At 45.5% G+C, this 16,189-nt stretch carries 22 protein-coding genes; 19 read left to right on the top strand and 3 right to left on the bottom strand.

Features of this window, described 5'->3' with window-relative positions:
- Positions 1–178 precede the first annotated feature (178 nt).
- Positions 179–472, bottom strand: coding sequence for a hypothetical protein (locus N2K84_RS09045; RefSeq protein ID WP_282591473.1), 294 nt, complete (start codon positions 470–472; stop codon positions 179–181).
- Positions 473–632: 160 nt separating this feature from the next.
- Between N2K84_RS09045 and N2K84_RS09040 the strand changes: the two genes are divergently transcribed.
- Positions 633–1,394 (top strand): hypothetical protein, encoded by a 762-nt coding sequence (locus N2K84_RS09040; RefSeq protein WP_282591472.1) that lies wholly within the window; start codon positions 633–635, stop codon positions 1,392–1,394.
- Positions 1,395–1,827: 433 nt separating this feature from the next.
- Here the strand turns inward: N2K84_RS09040 and N2K84_RS09035 are convergent, their stop codons facing one another.
- Both N2K84_RS09035 and N2K84_RS09030 read right to left on the bottom strand, forming a co-directional pair.
- Positions 1,828–3,027 carry a S8 family peptidase gene (locus tag N2K84_RS09035; protein WP_282591471.1) on the bottom strand — a complete coding sequence of 400 codons (1,200 nt, stop codon included), beginning with the start codon at positions 3,025–3,027 and terminating at the stop codon, positions 1,828–1,830.
- A gap of 95 nt (positions 3,028–3,122) precedes the next feature.
- Positions 3,123–3,275 carry a hypothetical protein gene (locus N2K84_RS09030; RefSeq protein WP_282591470.1) on the bottom strand — a complete coding sequence of 51 codons (153 nt, stop codon included), beginning with the start codon at positions 3,273–3,275 and terminating at the stop codon, positions 3,123–3,125.
- Between the two features lie 129 nt (positions 3,276–3,404).
- On the opposite strand from N2K84_RS09030, the gene N2K84_RS09025 reads away from it, so the two are divergent.
- From N2K84_RS09025 to rplN, 18 genes are all read left to right on the top strand, one after another.
- Complete coding sequence (locus N2K84_RS09025; RefSeq protein ID WP_282591469.1) at positions 3,405–5,594, top strand: peptidase domain-containing ABC transporter; 2,190 nt, start codon at positions 3,405–3,407, stop codon at positions 5,592–5,594.
- A gap of 41 nt (positions 5,595–5,635) precedes the next feature.
- Positions 5,636–6,019 carry a GxxExxY protein gene (locus N2K84_RS09020; RefSeq protein ID WP_282591468.1) on the top strand — a complete coding sequence of 128 codons (384 nt, stop codon included), beginning with the start codon at positions 5,636–5,638 and terminating at the stop codon, positions 6,017–6,019.
- Between the two features lie 21 nt (positions 6,020–6,040).
- Positions 6,041–7,345, top strand: coding sequence for an HlyD family secretion protein (locus N2K84_RS09015; protein ID WP_282591467.1), 1,305 nt, complete (start codon positions 6,041–6,043; stop codon positions 7,343–7,345).
- A gap of 202 nt (positions 7,346–7,547) precedes the next feature.
- On the top strand, positions 7,548–7,940 hold the full coding sequence (rpsL, locus tag N2K84_RS09010) for a 30S ribosomal protein S12 (RefSeq protein ID WP_282591466.1): 393 nt from the start codon (positions 7,548–7,550) through the stop codon (positions 7,938–7,940).
- A 104-nt stretch (positions 7,941–8,044) separates the two neighbouring features.
- Positions 8,045–8,521, top strand: coding sequence for a 30S ribosomal protein S7 (rpsG, locus tag N2K84_RS09005; protein ID WP_282591465.1), 477 nt, complete (start codon positions 8,045–8,047; stop codon positions 8,519–8,521).
- Positions 8,522–8,571: 50 nt separating this feature from the next.
- On the top strand, positions 8,572–10,680 hold the full coding sequence (gene fusA, locus N2K84_RS09000; protein WP_282591464.1) for an elongation factor G: 2,109 nt from the start codon (positions 8,572–8,574) through the stop codon (positions 10,678–10,680).
- Positions 10,681–10,701: 21 nt separating this feature from the next.
- The gene (rpsJ, locus tag N2K84_RS08995; protein WP_038558987.1) at positions 10,702–11,007 is read left to right on the top strand and encodes a 30S ribosomal protein S10; all 306 of its coding nucleotides are present in this window, start codon (positions 10,702–10,704) and stop codon (positions 11,005–11,007) included.
- A 22-nt stretch (positions 11,008–11,029) separates the two neighbouring features.
- Entirely contained in the window at positions 11,030–11,647 is a 618-nt protein-coding gene (rplC, locus tag N2K84_RS08990) for a 50S ribosomal protein L3 (RefSeq protein ID WP_282591463.1), read from the top strand.
- A complete protein-coding gene (gene rplD, locus N2K84_RS08985; RefSeq protein WP_282591462.1) occupies positions 11,647–12,276 on the top strand; it encodes a 50S ribosomal protein L4 in 630 nt (209 codons plus the stop codon). The genes rplC and rplD overlap by 1 nt, the downstream gene beginning before the upstream one ends.
- Positions 12,277–12,289: 13 nt before the next feature.
- Positions 12,290–12,580, top strand: coding sequence for a 50S ribosomal protein L23 (gene rplW, locus N2K84_RS08980; protein ID WP_282591461.1), 291 nt, complete (start codon positions 12,290–12,292; stop codon positions 12,578–12,580).
- A gap of 9 nt (positions 12,581–12,589) precedes the next feature.
- Entirely contained in the window at positions 12,590–13,414 is an 825-nt protein-coding gene (gene rplB, locus N2K84_RS08975) for a 50S ribosomal protein L2 (RefSeq protein ID WP_282591460.1), read from the top strand.
- A gap of 15 nt (positions 13,415–13,429) precedes the next feature.
- Positions 13,430–13,696: a 30S ribosomal protein S19 gene (gene rpsS, locus N2K84_RS08970; RefSeq protein WP_282591459.1), complete on the top strand. Its 267-nt coding sequence runs from the start codon at positions 13,430–13,432 to the stop codon at positions 13,694–13,696.
- Between the two features lie 36 nt (positions 13,697–13,732).
- Positions 13,733–14,146, top strand: a complete 414-nt coding sequence (gene rplV, locus N2K84_RS08965; RefSeq protein WP_282591458.1) for a 50S ribosomal protein L22 — start codon at positions 13,733–13,735, stop codon at positions 14,144–14,146.
- A gap of 10 nt (positions 14,147–14,156) precedes the next feature.
- Positions 14,157–14,882: a 30S ribosomal protein S3 gene (gene rpsC, locus N2K84_RS08960; protein ID WP_282591457.1), complete on the top strand. Its 726-nt coding sequence runs from the start codon at positions 14,157–14,159 to the stop codon at positions 14,880–14,882.
- Between the two features lie 26 nt (positions 14,883–14,908).
- The gene (gene rplP, locus N2K84_RS08955) at positions 14,909–15,343 is read left to right on the top strand and encodes a 50S ribosomal protein L16 (protein WP_282591456.1); all 435 of its coding nucleotides are present in this window, start codon (positions 14,909–14,911) and stop codon (positions 15,341–15,343) included.
- On the top strand, positions 15,343–15,549 hold the full coding sequence (gene rpmC, locus N2K84_RS08950; RefSeq protein ID WP_282591455.1) for a 50S ribosomal protein L29: 207 nt from the start codon (positions 15,343–15,345) through the stop codon (positions 15,547–15,549). The genes rplP and rpmC overlap by 1 nt, the downstream gene beginning before the upstream one ends.
- Before the next feature lie 10 nt (positions 15,550–15,559).
- A complete protein-coding gene (rpsQ, locus tag N2K84_RS08945) occupies positions 15,560–15,817 on the top strand; it encodes a 30S ribosomal protein S17 (RefSeq protein ID WP_282591454.1) in 258 nt (85 codons plus the stop codon).
- A 2-nt stretch (positions 15,818–15,819) separates the two neighbouring features.
- On the top strand, positions 15,820–16,185 hold the full coding sequence (gene rplN, locus N2K84_RS08940; protein ID WP_282591453.1) for a 50S ribosomal protein L14: 366 nt from the start codon (positions 15,820–15,822) through the stop codon (positions 16,183–16,185).
- Positions 16,186–16,189 lie beyond the last annotated feature (4 nt).

Genomic DNA, 16,189 nt, shown 5'->3' with positions numbered 1-16,189 from the left:
AAATATAAGCCATGGCTACACTGGATTAATGCTGAATATTAGTATTTTACAAACAACCACGTGTTGACAAAATCATGTTTCGAACACTAATGATTACAAAAGCGCGCCAGCAGAGGGTTTACAAAATAAACTGCCCCCTTCGATTAACCGGAGGGGGCAGTTTTGGTATAGGGACCACTCAAGACCGCGACCCCCGCGGCAGGGAAACCTGGTTGCCGGTCGTCTTGAACAAGCCGCCCAAAAGCCGGAGGGTATCGCCCGGTAGCCAGACGAACTCGCCGAATAGCCAGACGAGCCCGGCGGGTCGCCGGATGAACCCGCTGACCGACAAGAAGTCAGTCGTGAAGAGCCAGACAAACTCGCCGACCGACAAGAAGTCAGTCCGAAGAAGCCAGACGATGATACCCGATAGCCAGACGAAGTTGCCGGGCTGCCAGACGATCGTCTGGAGGCTCCGGATCGACCTGTTCAATTTCCCCGCGTTTTAAGATGTATGTTGAATATGTTTTGTAAATTGGGCTGCGGAAAATATAATAGTTCCACAGATCACCCCTGCAGTGGGAATATGAGATAACTTTGGGGGGACAGGTAAAAGAGTTATGGGCAAGTTTGAAAAACCAAAAACAATCGATATGAAACCAAGAATTTACTTTTTAATGATGTTGACACTTTTTAGTGGACTACTTCTGTCTTGTGGACAAAATCAAAAAACGAATAACGATAGTCAAAAAGGTGTGCAAATTGAAACAGTATCAAAAACACCGACGATTTATAATATCGAGGGAGAAGACATTGTGATCCGAGTTGGACCTGGTGGAAATTTTGACAAACTAATTAATAAAAAAGCAACTGAAGCATTAGGAGAAACGCATTATGCACAAGTTGACTATACAGTAAAAGTAATAATAGAAGATACAAATGGAGATTGGTCTAAAATAAAAGTTGTAGAACCCGACTGGTTATCATCTTCCCATATTGGCTGGATACCGACAAGAAATATTATTATGGGCAAAAACGATGAAAATAAGGAACTTGAAAAACTTGACACTAATTCGTATGAAATTTTAATGACCGAACACAATGCTGCCGTTGAGAACTTCCATGTATTGATCAAATTTTCCGATTTTGACAAAGACAAGATTTTTGATTTTGTAAAAAAATTTCGCAATGAAAATTGTACTAGAAACTGTAATATAATGGTCTATGATACAAAATCCATTTTGCCACTAATTGACAAATATCCATTGCAGGGGAAAGAATATATTGAACTCGCTGACCATTTTGTTGCAATGTCATCCTTTGACGCTCCAAATTTGAAATCTTGGTATCCTTATCAAGACTTTCAATACAAAGAATACGGTGGGAAAAATTGGAAAAAGGAAGAAATTAAATAAAACATGAGTTTATTCAAAAAATTATTTAGCAGTAATACAAAGCCAACCAAAGACCCCAACTCCTCCTCGTCTTAGCGAAGCGATGACGAGGGGGACGCTGGTTGTCGTTTTTAACGACAAATTGAGGATGACAATTTGTACGCAAATCCGGTTTCATTCAAAATTAACTCTGCACTCGCCCTTCAGGGCTTTGGTAAACACGGGATGCTATAATAGCAGGGCGTTCCCTGTCTTCGTGCTGTTGCACCTTTGGTGCGGAGAAGCGGAAAAGCAGCGGGCCGGTCAGGCCAACGGCCTGCAAGCAACAGCCCGCGCCAACGCCGTGTGGAAGTTTTATTCACCAGGAGACTCTTATTCACCAGGTGAATTTTGAAAAAAAGCAAACCCCTTGTTCGCTTCGTTCAAACAAGGGGTCAGGCGGTTTGCTTGTGACTTATTTATGTGCGATCGGATCGGCATTTTCATCCGGGTCGTTAATAACAAAACCGTCCTGGTGAATGGTTCCCAGCAGTAACAGTCCGGCAGCATGGGGAGCCGCCATGGAAGTCCCGCTTAAGGTAGCATACCCTCCACCCTTGTAGGTTGAATAAATACTAACACCCGGAGTGCAATAATCTACCGGTGGATTTCCGTAGTTGGAGAAATACGCAAATACATCGGTTTTATCCATGGCCGAGATGGTGTAAATATTCGTCCCGTTTACCCGGGCTGGTGAATAATTAACGGCATCATCCGCCTCGTTTCCGGCAGCAAGCGAAAACTTGACAAGGGCAGACGCATTCAGAACGGCCTGGTCCAGTAAGATGGATGTAGGACCGCCCAGACTCATATTGGCAACATCACCGGATGTTCCATGAGCGGCAACAAAATCAACACCCGCAATTACAGCGGAATAACTTCCACTGCCTCGTCTGTTCAGCACTTTTACCGGAACGACTTTGGCACCGGGGGCCACTCCGATTACGCCAACTGTGTTGTTAAGTGCAGCAATGGTACCGGCAACGTGTGTGCCGTGCCCGTTCAGGTCGTCCAGCGTTTTGTCGGTCGAAAAGTTTGCTCCGCCCGAAGCGTCCACATTCAGGTCAGGGTGGTCAAGGTCAATTCCGGAATCGATCACCCAGGCCGTTGCGAAAATACTGCTCACGCCGCCTCCAACGCGGGTAATTCCCCAGGGAACAACTTGGGCAATAGGCGTCGGGGGTTTCACTTTGTAGGTTTGAATCGGGCCCAGTGTAATCACATGGTCTTCCTCAATATGCTTTACGGCCATATCAGCCTCCAGCTTTTTTAGTTGTCCAGACGGGATTTTTACAGAGAAACCGGTGATTGCCGTTGAATAAACAAAACCAAGCTCTCCGTCTGCAATTCCGTTTCGCTTCATAATTTTGGCAATAACTGCCTGAACCTTTTCGGTCCTTTTTTGATAAGCCTTTTCGCTCTCAAGTTGAAGGTTCAACTCCTGATCGTCAATTTGGACGATGTAACTTTTCGCGTTTGTACTGGCAGATTTTAAGTTTAAGGCTGCGTCGGTACCGATTTCTTCTTCAAAAGTTGACTCGCATGAATGAAATAATCCGATCGTCAACAAAATCAGAAAAATTCTTGTTAGTTGATTCAAGCTTTTAAGTCTCATATTTTCAGATTTTTAGTTCCCGGAATTTAGATCTGTTTCTAGTGGAAGTACCATGTCTTTGAACGTTTGTAAATAGCCAAAGGTTGTACAAAAGGTTAACGGATTTGCACCCAGATTTCAACCTTGGAAATGTAGCTCTCCCTCGTTCCCGCTTCGCCCAAAAAAGGGGAGAGCAGGGCCTCTGATTCACCAGGTGACTCGATGTCACCAGGTGAATTTCGATAACGGTCGTCCCTGTACAGCAACATCAAGATCTATTTCTGCTGCTTGTTTGCATCCCCGCAATAACTATTAACGGCCCATTGTGGATAACTTATTGGGTGGCGGCGTGTTTCGGGGCCGAATTCGCCTTATTTTTAGGAGCATAAACTTGCACTATGTCCCGTTTTCCGTACTTCAAGCAACCCGACGCGATGGACTGTGGGCCCACCTGCCTGCGGATGATCGCTAAATTTTACGGGAAAACCATCAACCTGGATTATCTGCGGGAGCAGTCGCACATCTCGCGCGAAGGGGTTTCGCTGTTGGGGATCAGCGATGCTGCCGAGGCCATCGGGATGCGGAGCCTGGGTACCAAGGTAACGTTTGAGCAGCTGGTGAAGGATGTCCCCAAGCCCAGTGTGGTGCACTGGGACCAAAACCATTTTGTGGTGGTGTACGAGGCCCGCAAAGGAAATGTATATGTGGCCGACCCGGCGTTCGGGCTGGTGAAATATACCGACGAGGAGTTTAAAAAACACTGGCTGGCCACGGTGAAAAACGGCGAACTGAAAGGCATTTGCCTGTTGCTGCAACCCACCCCGGCCTTTTACGATCGCGACGATGAGAAAACCGACCACTCGGGCTTTTCGTTTTTATGGCGCTACGTGCGTCCGCACCGGCGTTTGGTATCCCAGTTGTTGCTGGGCTTTCTGGCGGCCAGCATCATTCAGCTCATCTTCCCCTTTCTCACCCAAAGTTTGGTGGATGTGGGGATCAACAACCAGGACGTGGGCTTCATTTACCTGGTGCTGGTGGCCCAGCTGATGCTGTTCATCGGGCAAACGTCCATCGACTTTATCCGTTCGTGGATTTTGCTGCACATTTCCACCCGCATCAATATTTCCATCATTTCCGATTTCCTGATCAAGCTGATGCGGCTGCCCATTGGTTTCTTCGACACCAAAATGATCGGCGACCTGATGCAGCGCATTCAGGACCACCGGCGCATCGAGCGCTTCCTCACCACGCAAACGCTGAACATCCTCTTTTCAGTTTTCAACCTGCTGGTTTTCGGGATTGTGCTGGCGCTGTACAGCTGGAAAATCCTGTTTGTCTTTTTGCTGGGTTCGGCGGCCTACGTGGTTTGGGTGTTTGTATTCATGAAAAAACGGAGGCAGCTCGATTATAAGAAATTCTCCCAACTGTCCGAAAACCAAAGCATGCTCATCCAGTTGATCACCGGGATGCAGGAAATTAAGCTGAATAATTACGAAAAGCAGAAACGCTGGGAGTGGGAGCGCATCCAGGCCCGCCTGTTCCGGGTGAACGTGGAAAACCTGACCATCGACCAGTACCAGCAGGCCGGCTCGGTATTCATCAACCAAACCAAAAACATCATCATCACCGTAATAGCCGCCATGGCCGTGTTAAACGGCGACATGACACTGGGGATGATGCTGGCCGTGCAATACATCATCGGTCAGTTGAATGGCCCGCTCAACGAGATGATCAACTTTATGCATCTGGCGCAGGATGCCAAGATGAGCCTGGAGCGCCTGGGCGAAATCCATAAACAGGACGATGAAGAGGTGAAAGGCAAGCCGTTGCTGAATACGCTGCCTTCCAATAAATCGCTGCAAGTGCAGGACTTGGTTTTTCAGTACGAAGGGCCTCATTCGCCCAAAGTGCTCAACCAGATTAGCCTGACTGTTCCCGAGCGGAAACTAACAGCTATTGTCGGCACCAGCGGAAGTGGAAAAACCACGCTCGTGAAATTGTTGCTGGGCTTTTATCCGCCTGTGCAGGGGAAAGTGCGTGTGGGCGACACCGATCTGCAAAATTTCTCCCAGCAATGGTGGCGCACCAAAGTGGGCGCAGTGATGCAGGACGGTTTTATTTTCTCGGATACCATTGCCAATAATATAGCCGTTGGCGCCGAACGTCTGGATAAGGAGCGGTTGTTGTTCGCAGCGAAAACGGCCAACATCCTGGAGTTTGTCGAAAGCTTGCCCTTGGGGTTCAATACTAAAATCGGGCAGGACGGGCACGGCCTGAGCCAGGGACAAAAACAGCGGATCCTCATTGCCCGGGTGATTTATAAGGACCCGGAGTATTTGTTCTTTGACGAGGCTACCAACGCGCTGGACGCCAACAACGAAAAAGTGATCATGGAAAACCTGGATAAGGTGTATGAAGGGAAAACGGTGGTGGTGGTGGCGCACCGGCTGAGCACCGTGAAACATGCCGACCAGATTGTGGTGCTCGATCGCGGCGAGATCGTTGAGCTGGGAACCCACGAAGAGTTGACGGCGAAACGGGGAGCTTATTATAATTTAGTGAAAAACCAGCTGGAGCTCGGGAATTAAATTAGAACACGGATAACACGGATTTGAATAATTTTTCGGATATGCTGTTGTATGAAGAATTATCTAGTGAAATCCTAAAGGCTTTTTATAATGTGTATAATAAGCTTGGGTATGGTTTTTTGGAAAAAGTCTATGAAAATGCCTTATTGTTGGAATTGAGGAAGAATAGGCTGAAGTGTGAAAGTCAAATACCCATAAAAGTATATTACGATGAAGTTCCAGTAGGGGAATATTTTGCTGATATTATGGTAGAAGATATTATTATTTTGGAATTGAAAGCAGCCGAGAAAATTTGTGAAAACCATGAATATCAACTTCTGAACTACCTGAAAGCTACAAAAATTGAGCTGGGATTTTTGTTGAATTTCGGAAAGTATCCTGAATTTAAGAGAAAAATATATTCCAATCAGCGTAAATTATTTTAATCAGCGTTATCAGCGTTCTATATGAGTGATGAAAAAAACATAGAAATCAGAAGTGACGAGGTGCAGGAGATCATCGGGAAGTCGCCATCGTGGTTGCAGCGTAGTGGGATGACTCTTATTCTTGCTTTTGTTTTGCTTTTGCTGCTGGGCAGCTGGCTGTTTCATTATCCCGATATCATCCGGGCGCGGGTAGTGGTGCTTTCCGAAAACCCACCGGCCCACATTGTGGCGCGCACTACCGGACGGATTGATCAGCTGTTTGTACAGGACAAAGATGTTGTTGCAAAAGGACAAATCATCGCCATTCTGGAAAACACAGCCAATCATGAGGATGTCCTTCAACTTAGGAACGACCTTGCCGATGCCGACCGTTTTTTAACGACTTTCGATACCATATATTATAAGGTGATAGTTCCAGATTACCGGCTGGGCGACATTCAGCCCGATTTTTCGTCCTTCCTGCGCTTATATAATAATTACATCAGCTTCATCCGGCTGAGGTATTATCCGCAAAAAGTAGCCTCGCTGAAAGAACAAGTACACATGCAACGCGTGTATTACGACCGGCTGTGGAGCCAGCGCCAGATATTGGAAAACGAATTTCAGATAGCCCTGGAGCAGTTCCGGCGCGATTCCGTTTTGTACCGGAAAGAGGTATTGTCGCTGATCGATTATAAGAATTCGGAATCGGCCTTGCTGCAGAAGAAATATGCCTTTAACGGGGCGCGTACCAACCTGGCCCAAACCCAAAAGGAAATCATCGAACTGGAACAGGAAGTGATCGGTACGGAGAAGGAATTTGAAGACCAAAAACGTAAACTGCAGACCGAGCTGATTGAGTCGATGAACGTATTGAAAAGCCGCCTCGAATATTGGCAAAAGGCGTTTGTGCTCGAAACACCGATTGACGGAAACGTGACTTTTACCAACTATTGGAGCCGAAACCAACAGGTAAGCAGTGGCGATGTGGTTTTTACGGTGGTCCCCGAACGCGAAAGCAAAATCATCGGTCGGGTTAGCCTTCCCTTGCGTGGTGCAGGAAAAGTGAAGCCCGGTCAGCGTGTCAACATCCGCTTCGACAACTTCCCTTACATGGAGTATGGGATGGTGCGCGGCTCGGTAAAGTCGATTTCGCTGGTTCCGACCAACGATAATTATATCGCCGAAATAGAATTACCCCAAGACCTGACGACAAATTACAACCTGTCGCTCACGTTCAGTCAGGAAATGAAGGGCGATGTTGAAATAGTCACTGAAGACCTGCGTCTGATCCAGCGTTTCTTTAATCCGGTAAAGTCGCTTTTCAAAGACAAACTGCTGGATTAGCCTGATTCCCAATCTGAAATTTTCAAAAAAAAGGAAAAAACAACAAGGAAAGCTATTGTTCTTTGTTGAAAATTAGTACTTTTGCCTGCCGTTTTTGGAGGATTCCATCGAAAACGGACGTGGATAGCAATTGTATTTGCTGAAAAATCAATACCTTTGCAGTCCATTTTACAGAAACTTTTACTAAAATTAAAATAGTTGTATGCCAACGATTCAGCAGTTAGTTAGAAAAGGGAGACAATCAAAAGTAGATAAGAGTAAGTCTCCTGCTTTAGATTCTTGCCCGCAGAGAAGGGGTGTTTGTGTACGTGTTTACACCACAACTCCAAAAAAACCAAACTCGGCTATGCGTAAAGTTGCCAGGGTACGGTTGACAAACGGCAAAGAAGTGAATGCCTACATTCCGGGAGAAGGTCACAACCTTCAGGAACACTCTATTGTATTGGTACGTGGTGGTAGGGTAAAAGACCTGCCAGGGGTACGTTACCACTTAATTCGCGGTGCTTTGGACACTGCCGGTGTAGAAGGACGTACACAAAGACGTTCAAAATACGGCACTAAAAAAGGTAAAGCTGGAGCAGCCAAGAAAAAATAGTTGAGTTTTTAGTGGTTTGGTTGAGTAAATGATCCTGGCAGTGGCCGGGTGAACTGAAGCTCAATTAGTCACAACCAATTCAAATAACACTAAAGGAAATAACGATGAGAAAATCAAAACCAAAGAAGAGGATCATTTTGCCCGATCCTAAATTTAACGACGTTCTTGTTACACGATTTGTAAATGACCTGATGGTGGATGGTAAAAAATCCATCGCCTACGGTATTTTCTACGATGCCCTTGAATTGCTGGGCAATCGTTTGAAAAACGAAGAATTAACTCCGCTTGATGTTTGGAAGAAAGCATTGGAAAATGTAACTCCTGCCGTTGAGGTGAAAAGCCGCCGTGTTGGGGGTGCTAACTTCCAGGTTCCAATGGAAATCCGTCCGGAAAGAAAAGTCTCTATCTCAATCAAAAATCTGATCCTGTTTGCCCGCAAACGTTCAGGAAAATCTATGGCTGATAAGTTGGCTGCCGAAATCCAGGCTGCTTTTAATGAAGAAGGTGGCGCCTTCAAGAGAAAAGAGGAAACACACCGTATGGCCGAAGCAAACCGTGCTTTTGCCCATTTCCGCTTCTAACCGGGAATTTGGTTTTTATAGTTTAATCAGGATTAGAATAATTGGTAAACATGGCTAGAGATCTAAAATATGTAAGGAATATCGGCATCATGGCCCACATCGATGCCGGGAAAACAACAACGACTGAGCGGATCTTGTATTATACAGGTCTGACTCACCGTATTGGGGAAGTACATGATGGTGCTGCTACCATGGACTGGATGGAGCAAGAGCAGGAGAGAGGTATTACCATCACTTCTGCTGCGACCACTACTTTTTGGAAACATAACGAAATTCAACACCAGATCAACATTATCGATACTCCGGGACACGTTGACTTCACCGTTGAGGTAGAACGTTCGCTGCGTATCCTCGACGGAGCTGTGGCATTGTTCTGCGCCGTTGGTGGTGTTGAAGCTCAGTCGGAAACCGTATGGCGTCAGGCCGAAAAATACGGCGTGCCTCGTATTGGTTTCGTAAACAAAATGGACCGTTCGGGTGCCGATTTTTATGATGTAGTAAATCAGGTTCGCGAAAAATTGGGTGCTAACCCAATGCCTATCCAGATTCCAATCGGCGCAGAAGAGAAATTCGAAGGGGTTGTTGACCTGATCGAAATGAAAGCTATTCGTTGGTACGACGATGCTGCCCTGGGAACCACCTACGCGATGGAAGAAATTCCTGCCGACATGGTTGAACAAGCCAACGAGTACCGTGCCCAGTTGGTTGAAGCGGTCGCTGTTTTGGACGATGAATTACTGGAACGTTTCTTTGAAGCTCCGGAAACCATCAAGCCTGAAGAGCTGATCTCTGTGATTCGCAAAGCTACTATCGAAGGAATTATTGTTCCGATGATGTGTGGTTCTGCCTTTAAAAATAAAGGCGTGCAACGTTTGTTGGATGCCGTATGTGAATTTTTGCCCAGCCCGTTGGATAAAGGAGAGATCAAAGGTATTGACCCGAAATCGGGTGATGAAGTGATTCGTCACGCTGATGTTGAGCAGCCATTGACCGCCTTGGCATTCAAAATTGCAACCGACCCTTATGTTGGCCGTCTTTGCTTCATCCGCGTTTACTCCGGTAAACTCGAAGCTGGTTCAACCGTATATAATTCACGCACTGGAAAAAAAGAACGTATCTCGCGTTTATTCCAGATGCACTCAAACAAACAAAATCCGAAAGATGTGATTGAAGCTGGTGACATTTGTGCCGCTGTAGGTTTCAAAGACATCCGCACTGGTGATACGCTGGCAGATATCGACCATCCGGTTACACTGGAAAGCATGGACTTCCCGGAACCTGTTATTGGTATTGCCGTTGAGCCAAAAACTCAAAAAGACCTCGATAAATTGGGTATGGGCTTGGCTAAACTGGCCGAAGAAGATCCGACGTTCAAGGTTCATACAGACGAAGAATCAGGCCAGACCGTAATCCGCGGGATGGGCGAGCTTCACCTGGAAATCATTATCGACCGTCTGAAACGTGAGTTTAAGGTAGAATGTAACCAGGGTAAACCTCAGGTAGCCTACAAAGAAGCTATTAGCCAGACTGTTGAGTTGCGCGAAGTATTCAAGAAACAGTCGGGTGGCCGTGGTAAATTCGCTGATATTATCGTGAAAGTATCACCTGCCGAAGATGGCAAAGAAGGATTGACCTTTATCGACAGCGTGAAAGGTGGACGTATCCCGAAAGAATTCATCCCACCGGTACAAAAAGGTTTCGAAACAGCTATGATGAATGGTCCGTTGGCCGGATTCCAGCTGGATAGCCTGAAAGTTGAATTGCTGGATGGTTCGTTCCATGCGGTTGACTCGGATCAGCTTTCATTCGAAATTTGTGCCCGTCAGGCTTTCAAAAGCGCTGCATCAAAAGCAGGCCCAAAATTACTTGAGCCTATTATGAAGGCAGAGATCGTCACACCGGAAGAATATATGGGTGACATTATCGGTGACCTGAACCGCCGTCGCGGTAATGTTGCCGGTATGGAAGAAAAATCAGGTGCACGTGTCATTAAAGCCACTGTGCCACTGGCTGAGATCTTTGGTTATGTAACCACCCTCAGGACATTGTCTTCAGGTCGTGCTACCTCGTCGATGGAATTCTCGCATTACGAAGAAGTTCCTCGTCTGATGGCTATCAAAGTGCTTGAAGAAATTAAAGGAAAAGTTGAGTTATTATAGAATAATTTATTTCATCTCACTATGAGTCAAAAGATCAGAATTAAGCTGAAATCGTATGATCACAACTTGGTTGACAAGTCGGCTGAAAAGATCGTTAAGACTGTAAAAACTACCGGTGCAGTGGTTAGCGGGCCTATCCCGCTGCCCACGCATCGTCGTGTTTTCACGGTTTTGCGTTCTACTTTCGTGAACAAAAAATCACGTGAGCAATTCCAGTTGTCTTCTTACAAACGTTTGATCGACATTTACAGCTCAACAGCTAAAACCATCGACGCCTTAATGAAGCTTGAATTACCAAGTGGCGTTGAAGTAGAAATTAAAGTTTGATAACCTGTAAAAAGCAAAAAAAATGACAGGATTAATCGGTAAAAAAATCGGAATGACTTCCGTATTCAGTGTTGAGGGGAAAAACATCCCATGCACTGTGATTGAAGCCGGCCCTTGTGTAATCACACAAGTGAAGACGGTAGAAACCGATGGCTATGAAGCTGTTCAGCTTGGGTTTGGTGACAAGAAAGAAAAAAACACCACCAAAGCTGAATTTGGTCACTTCCAGAAAGCTGGATCTGCACCAAAGCGTCATGTTGTTGAGTTTCGTGATTTTGAAGGCGAGCACAAGCTCGGCGATACCATTACTGTCGATGTAATCGATGAAGCAGGATGGGTTGACATCACCGGAGTAACTAAAGGAAAAGGCTTTCAGGGCGTTGTTAAGCGTTATAACTTCCGTGGTGTAGGCGATGCTACTCATGGTCAGCACAACCGCTTAAGAGCTCCGGGTTCTCTGGGTGCTTCTTCGTATCCTTCACGGGTATTTAAAGGAATGCGCATGGCCGGACGTACCGGTGGTGCTCAAAAAACAATTCAAGACCTGAAGGTATTGAAAGTTATCCCCGAATCAAACCTTTTGATTGTTAAAGGTTCTGTGCCGGGAGCTAAAGGTTCAACCGTAATTATTTATCAGTAATGGAAGTACAAGTATTAAATACCGCCGGAAAAGAAACCGGAAGAGCAGTCGTTTTGAACGACCAGATCTTCGGTGTTGAGCCCAACGACCATGCCATTTACCTGGATGTAAAACAGTATCTGGCCAACAAACGTCAAGGGACTCATGCAGCTAAAGAAAGAGGAGAAGTTGCCGGAAGTACCAAGAAAATTAAAAAACAAAAAGGTACTGGCGGAGCCCGTGCAGGTAGCATCAAGTCTCCTTTGTTCCGAGGTGGTGGCCGCGTTTTTGGCCCTCGCCCCAGAAATTATAGCTTCAAACTGAATAAAAAAGTGAAAGCACTGGCCCGTAAATCAGCCCTGACTTACAAAGCTCAGTCAAGCGATATTCTGGTTCTTGAAGATTTTTCATTGGAAGTGCCGAAAACAAAAGCGTTCATGGCCATTAGCAATAGTTTGAACATTGCTAATAAAAAGTCACTTTTCGTTTTACCGGACGAAAATAAAAACATATATTTGTCCTCCAGAAATTTACAGGACGTGTCTGTTGTAACTGCTTCTGAGTTAAGCACTTATCAGATTATGAACGCCAAGAAAATTGTTTTCCTGGAAAGTTCAGTCGGTAAAGTTGAAGAACAATTTAAGATTTAGGGGGGGATAAAAAATGAATGTTTTAATAAAACCCATAGTAACAGAGAAAGTAACGGCGCTGGGAGAATCCCTGAATCGTTATGGTTTTGTCGTTCGTAAGGACGCGAACAAACAACAGATCAAAAGCGCAATCGAAGCATTATACAATGTCAATGTAACTAATGTTAACACAATGATTTACGGTGGTAAAAGCAAAAGTCGTTTTACCAAGAGCGGAGTCATTAGTGGTAGAACAAATGCTTACAAAAAAGCAATTGTTACATTGGCCGAAGGAGATGCAATTGATTTTTACAGTAATATATAATAAACAAAAATGGCAGTAAGAAAATTAAAACCAGTTACTCCGGGTCAAAGGCACAAAATTATTGGTGCTTTTGATACGATTACTGCATCAACGCCTGAAAAATCATTGTTGAAGCCCATGCAACGGTCCGGTGGTCGTAATAACCAGGGACGCATGACAATGAGGTATATAGGTGGTGGGCACAAAAAGAGATACCGTGTTATCGATTTCAAACGCGAAAAAGATGGTATCCCTGCTCGTGTAGAGTCAATTCAGTACGACCCAAACCGTACCGCACGTATCGCACTGTTGGTTTATGCCGATGGTGAAAAGCGGTATATGTTGGCACCAAACGGCCTGGTTGCAGGTCAAACGGTCCTCAGCGGTACAGGTATCGCTCCTGAAATTGGCAATTCCCTCCCACTTGGTGAAATACCTCTGGGTACGTTAGTACACAACATTGAACTTCACCCTGGACAAGGGGGCGTGATGGCACGCAGTGCAGGTACTTATGCACAATTGACCTCAAGAGAAGGAAAATACGCTATCGTAAAATTACCTTCCGGCGAATCCCGAATGGTACTCGTTTCTTGTAAAGCTACCGTAGGTACTGTTGGAAATACAGAACACAACCTGGAAAGATCCGGTAAGGCCGGTCGTTCACGTTGGTTAGGAAGACGTCCACGCGTTCGTGGTGTTGTGATGAACCCGGTTGATCACCCAATGGGTGGTGGTGAAGGTCGTTCATCAGGTGGACACCCGCGCTCACGCAAAGGCTTATTGGCTAAAGGGTATAAAACCCGTGCCAAGAAAAAAGCTTCCAATAGGTACATTGTAGAAAAACGCAAGAAATAATAAAAGGAGAAGGATATGAGTCGTTCATTAAAAAAAGGACCTTTCATTGCCTACAAACTCGAAAAGAAAGTTTTGGCATTGAATGAAGCAGGTAAAAAGTCTGTCGTTAAGACTTGGGCCAGGGCATCAGTAATCTCTCCTGACTTTGTAGGGCATACCATCGCTGTTCATAACGGGAATAAATTTATCCCTGTTTATGTAACCGAAAACATGGTTGGCCATAAGCTCGGTGAATTTGCACCTACAAGAACATTCAGGGGACATGCCGGAAACAAAAGGTAGGCATGAGTTTCTCATTAACTATTAAAAGAATTTACGATGGGTGCTAGAAAAAGAAATAAAGCAAACGAACTGAAGGAAGCTAAAAAATCACAATACTTTGCGGTATTGAAAGATTGCCCCACTTCGCCCCGTAAAATGCGGCTGGTAGCCGATATGGTACGTGGCATGGAAGTGAACCGGGCCTTGGATGTCTTGAAATTCTCGTCAAAGGAAGCTTCTCGAAAAGTTGAAAAACTGTTGATGTCGGCTATTGCCAACTGGCAGGCAAAAAACGAGGGAACTCGCCTGGAAGAAAGCAACTTGTATGTGAAAACAATTGCTGTTGATTCAGGACGTATTCTGAAACGTCTTCGTCCCGCTCCGCAAGGCCGCGCACACCGGATCCGCAAACGTTCAAACCACGTTACGCTGTGCCTCGATAGTAAAAATGTTGAAAACGATAACGAATAAATAGTAATACATGGGACAAAAAGTTAATCCAATCGCTAATCGCTTAGGAATTATCCGTGGATGGGATTCCAATTGGTTCGGTGGAAACGACTATGGTGACAAGCTGGTTGAGGATACAAAGATCCGCGAATACCTGAATGCCCGTTTGGCAAAAGCAAGTATTTCAAAGATCATTATCGAACGTACCCTGAAGCTGATCACGATTACTGTTCACACCTCTCGACCCGGTATTATTATTGGAAAAGGTGGTCAGGAAGTTGATAAGCTGAAAGAGGAACTGAAGAAGATCACCAGCAAAGAAGTTCAGATCAATATCTTCGAGATTAAACGTCCTGAACTCGATGCCCGAATCGTTGCCAATAATGTTGCACGTCAGATCGAAGGTAAAATCGCTTACCGTCGCGCTGTGAAAATGGCCATCGCCTCTACCATGCGGATGGGCGCCCAGGGAATCAAAATTATGGTTTCCGGTCGCTTGAACGGCGCCGAAATGGCCCGCTCCGAGATGTACAAAGACGGTCGTACCCCGCTGCACACACTCCGGGCTGATATCGACTACGCTTTGGCTGAAGCTTTAACAAAAACCGGTTTGCTGGGTGTTAAAGTTTGGATCTGTAAAGGCGAAGTTTACGGAAAACGTGACCTCTCTCCAAACGTTGGACAAAAGTCGAACGCTCCTGGTGGTGCTGCACCACGTGGTGGAAGAGGCGGCGGTTTCAAAAAGAAAAGAAAATAATTCGAAAACCTTTTAATTGAAAAAGGATGTTACAGCCGAAAAGAACAAAATTTAGAAGAGTCCAAAAGGGACGAATGAAGGGGAATGCCCAACGCGGCAATCAACTGGCATTCGGATCTTTCGGTATAAAGACGTTGGAGGAAGCCTGGATTACCGGTCGCCAAATTGAAGCGGCCAGGGTTGCGGTAACCCGCCACATGCAACGTCAGGGTCAAATCTGGATCCGTATTTTCCCCGATAAACCGATTACCAAAAAGCCCGCCGAAGTACGTATGGGTAAAGGTAAAGGTGCTCCTGAAGCGTTTGTAGCCCCGGTAAGCCCAGGCCGAATCATTATTGAAGCCGATGGCGTTCCATTCGAAATGGCTAAAGAAGCCCTTCGTTTGGCCGCACAGAAATTGCCGGTAACTACAAAGTTTGTTGTACGACGTGACTATGTTGAATCTGAAAAAGAAGATTAATGATGAAGACATCAGAAATTAAAGAATTGACAAAAAAGGAAATTCTGGAAAGAATCCAATTGGAAGACGAAACCTTGACACGTCTGAATTTGAATCATGCCGTATCTCCGCTGGACAACCCGATGAAAATCCAGGTTGCACGGAGAAATATCGCGCGCCTGAAGACCGTCTTGCGTCAACGGGAATTGAATGAAAATCAGAAATAATTTGTAGGTAATGGAAACAAGAAATCTGAGAAAAGAGCGTATCGGGGTTGTTGTCAGCGATAAGATGGACAAAAGCATCGTGGTAGCTGTAAAATTGAAAGAGAAGCACCCGATCTACGGGAAATTCGTTAACAAAACCACGAGACTATACGCTCACGATGAGCAAAACACCTGCAACGTTGGCGATACTGTCAAAATTATGGAAACTCGTCCGTTGAGCAAAAGCAAACGTTGGAGATTAGTTGAAATTATTGAAAGAGCTAAGTAATCATGATACAGCAGGAATCAAGAATGTCAGTAGCCGATAACAGCGGAGCAAAGGAAGTGCTTTGTATCCGTGTTTTAGGCGGAACCAGAAAGCGCTATGCCTCACTGGGCGATGTCGTGGTAGTAACCGTAAAAAGTGCTATCCCGAGTAGTGATATGAAAAAAGGAACTGTGTCAAAAGCTATTGTTGTTCGCACCAGAAAAGAAGTTCGCCGCCAGGATGGTTCATACATCCGCTTCGACGACAACGCAGTGGTGCTGCTCAACAACGCCGGCGAAATGCGCGGTACCCGTATTTTCGGACCTGTTGCAAGAGAACTTCGTGATAAAAACATGAAGATCATTTCACTTGCACCTGAAGTACTTTAATGCA

The organism is Gaoshiqia sediminis (genome assembly GCF_025907915.1).
In the GTDB taxonomy this organism is placed as follows: Bacteria; Bacteroidota; Bacteroidia; order Bacteroidales; family Prolixibacteraceae; genus Gaoshiqia; species Gaoshiqia sediminis.
The sequence above is the reverse complement of the archived record's forward strand: the minus strand, read 5'-3'. Positions and strand labels throughout refer to the sequence as shown.

Bases quoted from the DNA above. Each gene is read 5' to 3' on its own strand.
- N2K84_RS09040 (WP_282591472.1), top strand. From the start codon at position 633: ATGAAACCAAGAATTTACTTTTTAATGATGTTGACACTTTTTAGTGGA.
- N2K84_RS09035 (WP_282591471.1), bottom strand. From the start codon at position 3,027: ATGAGACTTAAAAGCTTGAATCAACTAACAAGAATTTTTCTGATTTTG.
- N2K84_RS09030 (WP_282591470.1), bottom strand. From the start codon at position 3,275: ATGTTGCTGTACAGGGACGACCGTTATCGAAATTCACCTGGTGACATC.
- N2K84_RS09025 (WP_282591469.1), top strand. From the start codon at position 3,405: ATGTCCCGTTTTCCGTACTTCAAGCAACCCGACGCGATGGACTGTGGG.
- N2K84_RS09020 (WP_282591468.1), top strand. From the start codon at position 5,636: ATGCTGTTGTATGAAGAATTATCTAGTGAAATCCTAAAGGCTTTTTAT.
- N2K84_RS09015 (WP_282591467.1), top strand. From the start codon at position 6,041: ATGAGTGATGAAAAAAACATAGAAATCAGAAGTGACGAGGTGCAGGAG.
- rpsL (WP_282591466.1), top strand. From the start codon at position 7,548: ATGCCAACGATTCAGCAGTTAGTTAGAAAAGGGAGACAATCAAAAGTA.
- rpsG (WP_282591465.1), top strand. From the start codon at position 8,045: ATGAGAAAATCAAAACCAAAGAAGAGGATCATTTTGCCCGATCCTAAA.
- fusA (WP_282591464.1), top strand. From the start codon at position 8,572: ATGGCTAGAGATCTAAAATATGTAAGGAATATCGGCATCATGGCCCAC.
- rpsJ (WP_038558987.1), top strand. From the start codon at position 10,702: ATGAGTCAAAAGATCAGAATTAAGCTGAAATCGTATGATCACAACTTG.
- rplC (WP_282591463.1), top strand. From the start codon at position 11,030: ATGACAGGATTAATCGGTAAAAAAATCGGAATGACTTCCGTATTCAGT.
- rplD (WP_282591462.1), top strand. From the start codon at position 11,647: ATGGAAGTACAAGTATTAAATACCGCCGGAAAAGAAACCGGAAGAGCA.
- rplW (WP_282591461.1), top strand. From the start codon at position 12,290: ATGAATGTTTTAATAAAACCCATAGTAACAGAGAAAGTAACGGCGCTG.
- rplB (WP_282591460.1), top strand. From the start codon at position 12,590: ATGGCAGTAAGAAAATTAAAACCAGTTACTCCGGGTCAAAGGCACAAA.
- rpsS (WP_282591459.1), top strand. From the start codon at position 13,430: ATGAGTCGTTCATTAAAAAAAGGACCTTTCATTGCCTACAAACTCGAA.
- rplV (WP_282591458.1), top strand. From the start codon at position 13,733: ATGGGTGCTAGAAAAAGAAATAAAGCAAACGAACTGAAGGAAGCTAAA.
- rpsC (WP_282591457.1), top strand. From the start codon at position 14,157: ATGGGACAAAAAGTTAATCCAATCGCTAATCGCTTAGGAATTATCCGT.
- rplP (WP_282591456.1), top strand. From the start codon at position 14,909: ATGTTACAGCCGAAAAGAACAAAATTTAGAAGAGTCCAAAAGGGACGA.
- rpmC (WP_282591455.1), top strand. From the start codon at position 15,343: ATGATGAAGACATCAGAAATTAAAGAATTGACAAAAAAGGAAATTCTG.
- rpsQ (WP_282591454.1), top strand. From the start codon at position 15,560: ATGGAAACAAGAAATCTGAGAAAAGAGCGTATCGGGGTTGTTGTCAGC.
- rplN (WP_282591453.1), top strand. From the start codon at position 15,820: ATGATACAGCAGGAATCAAGAATGTCAGTAGCCGATAACAGCGGAGCA.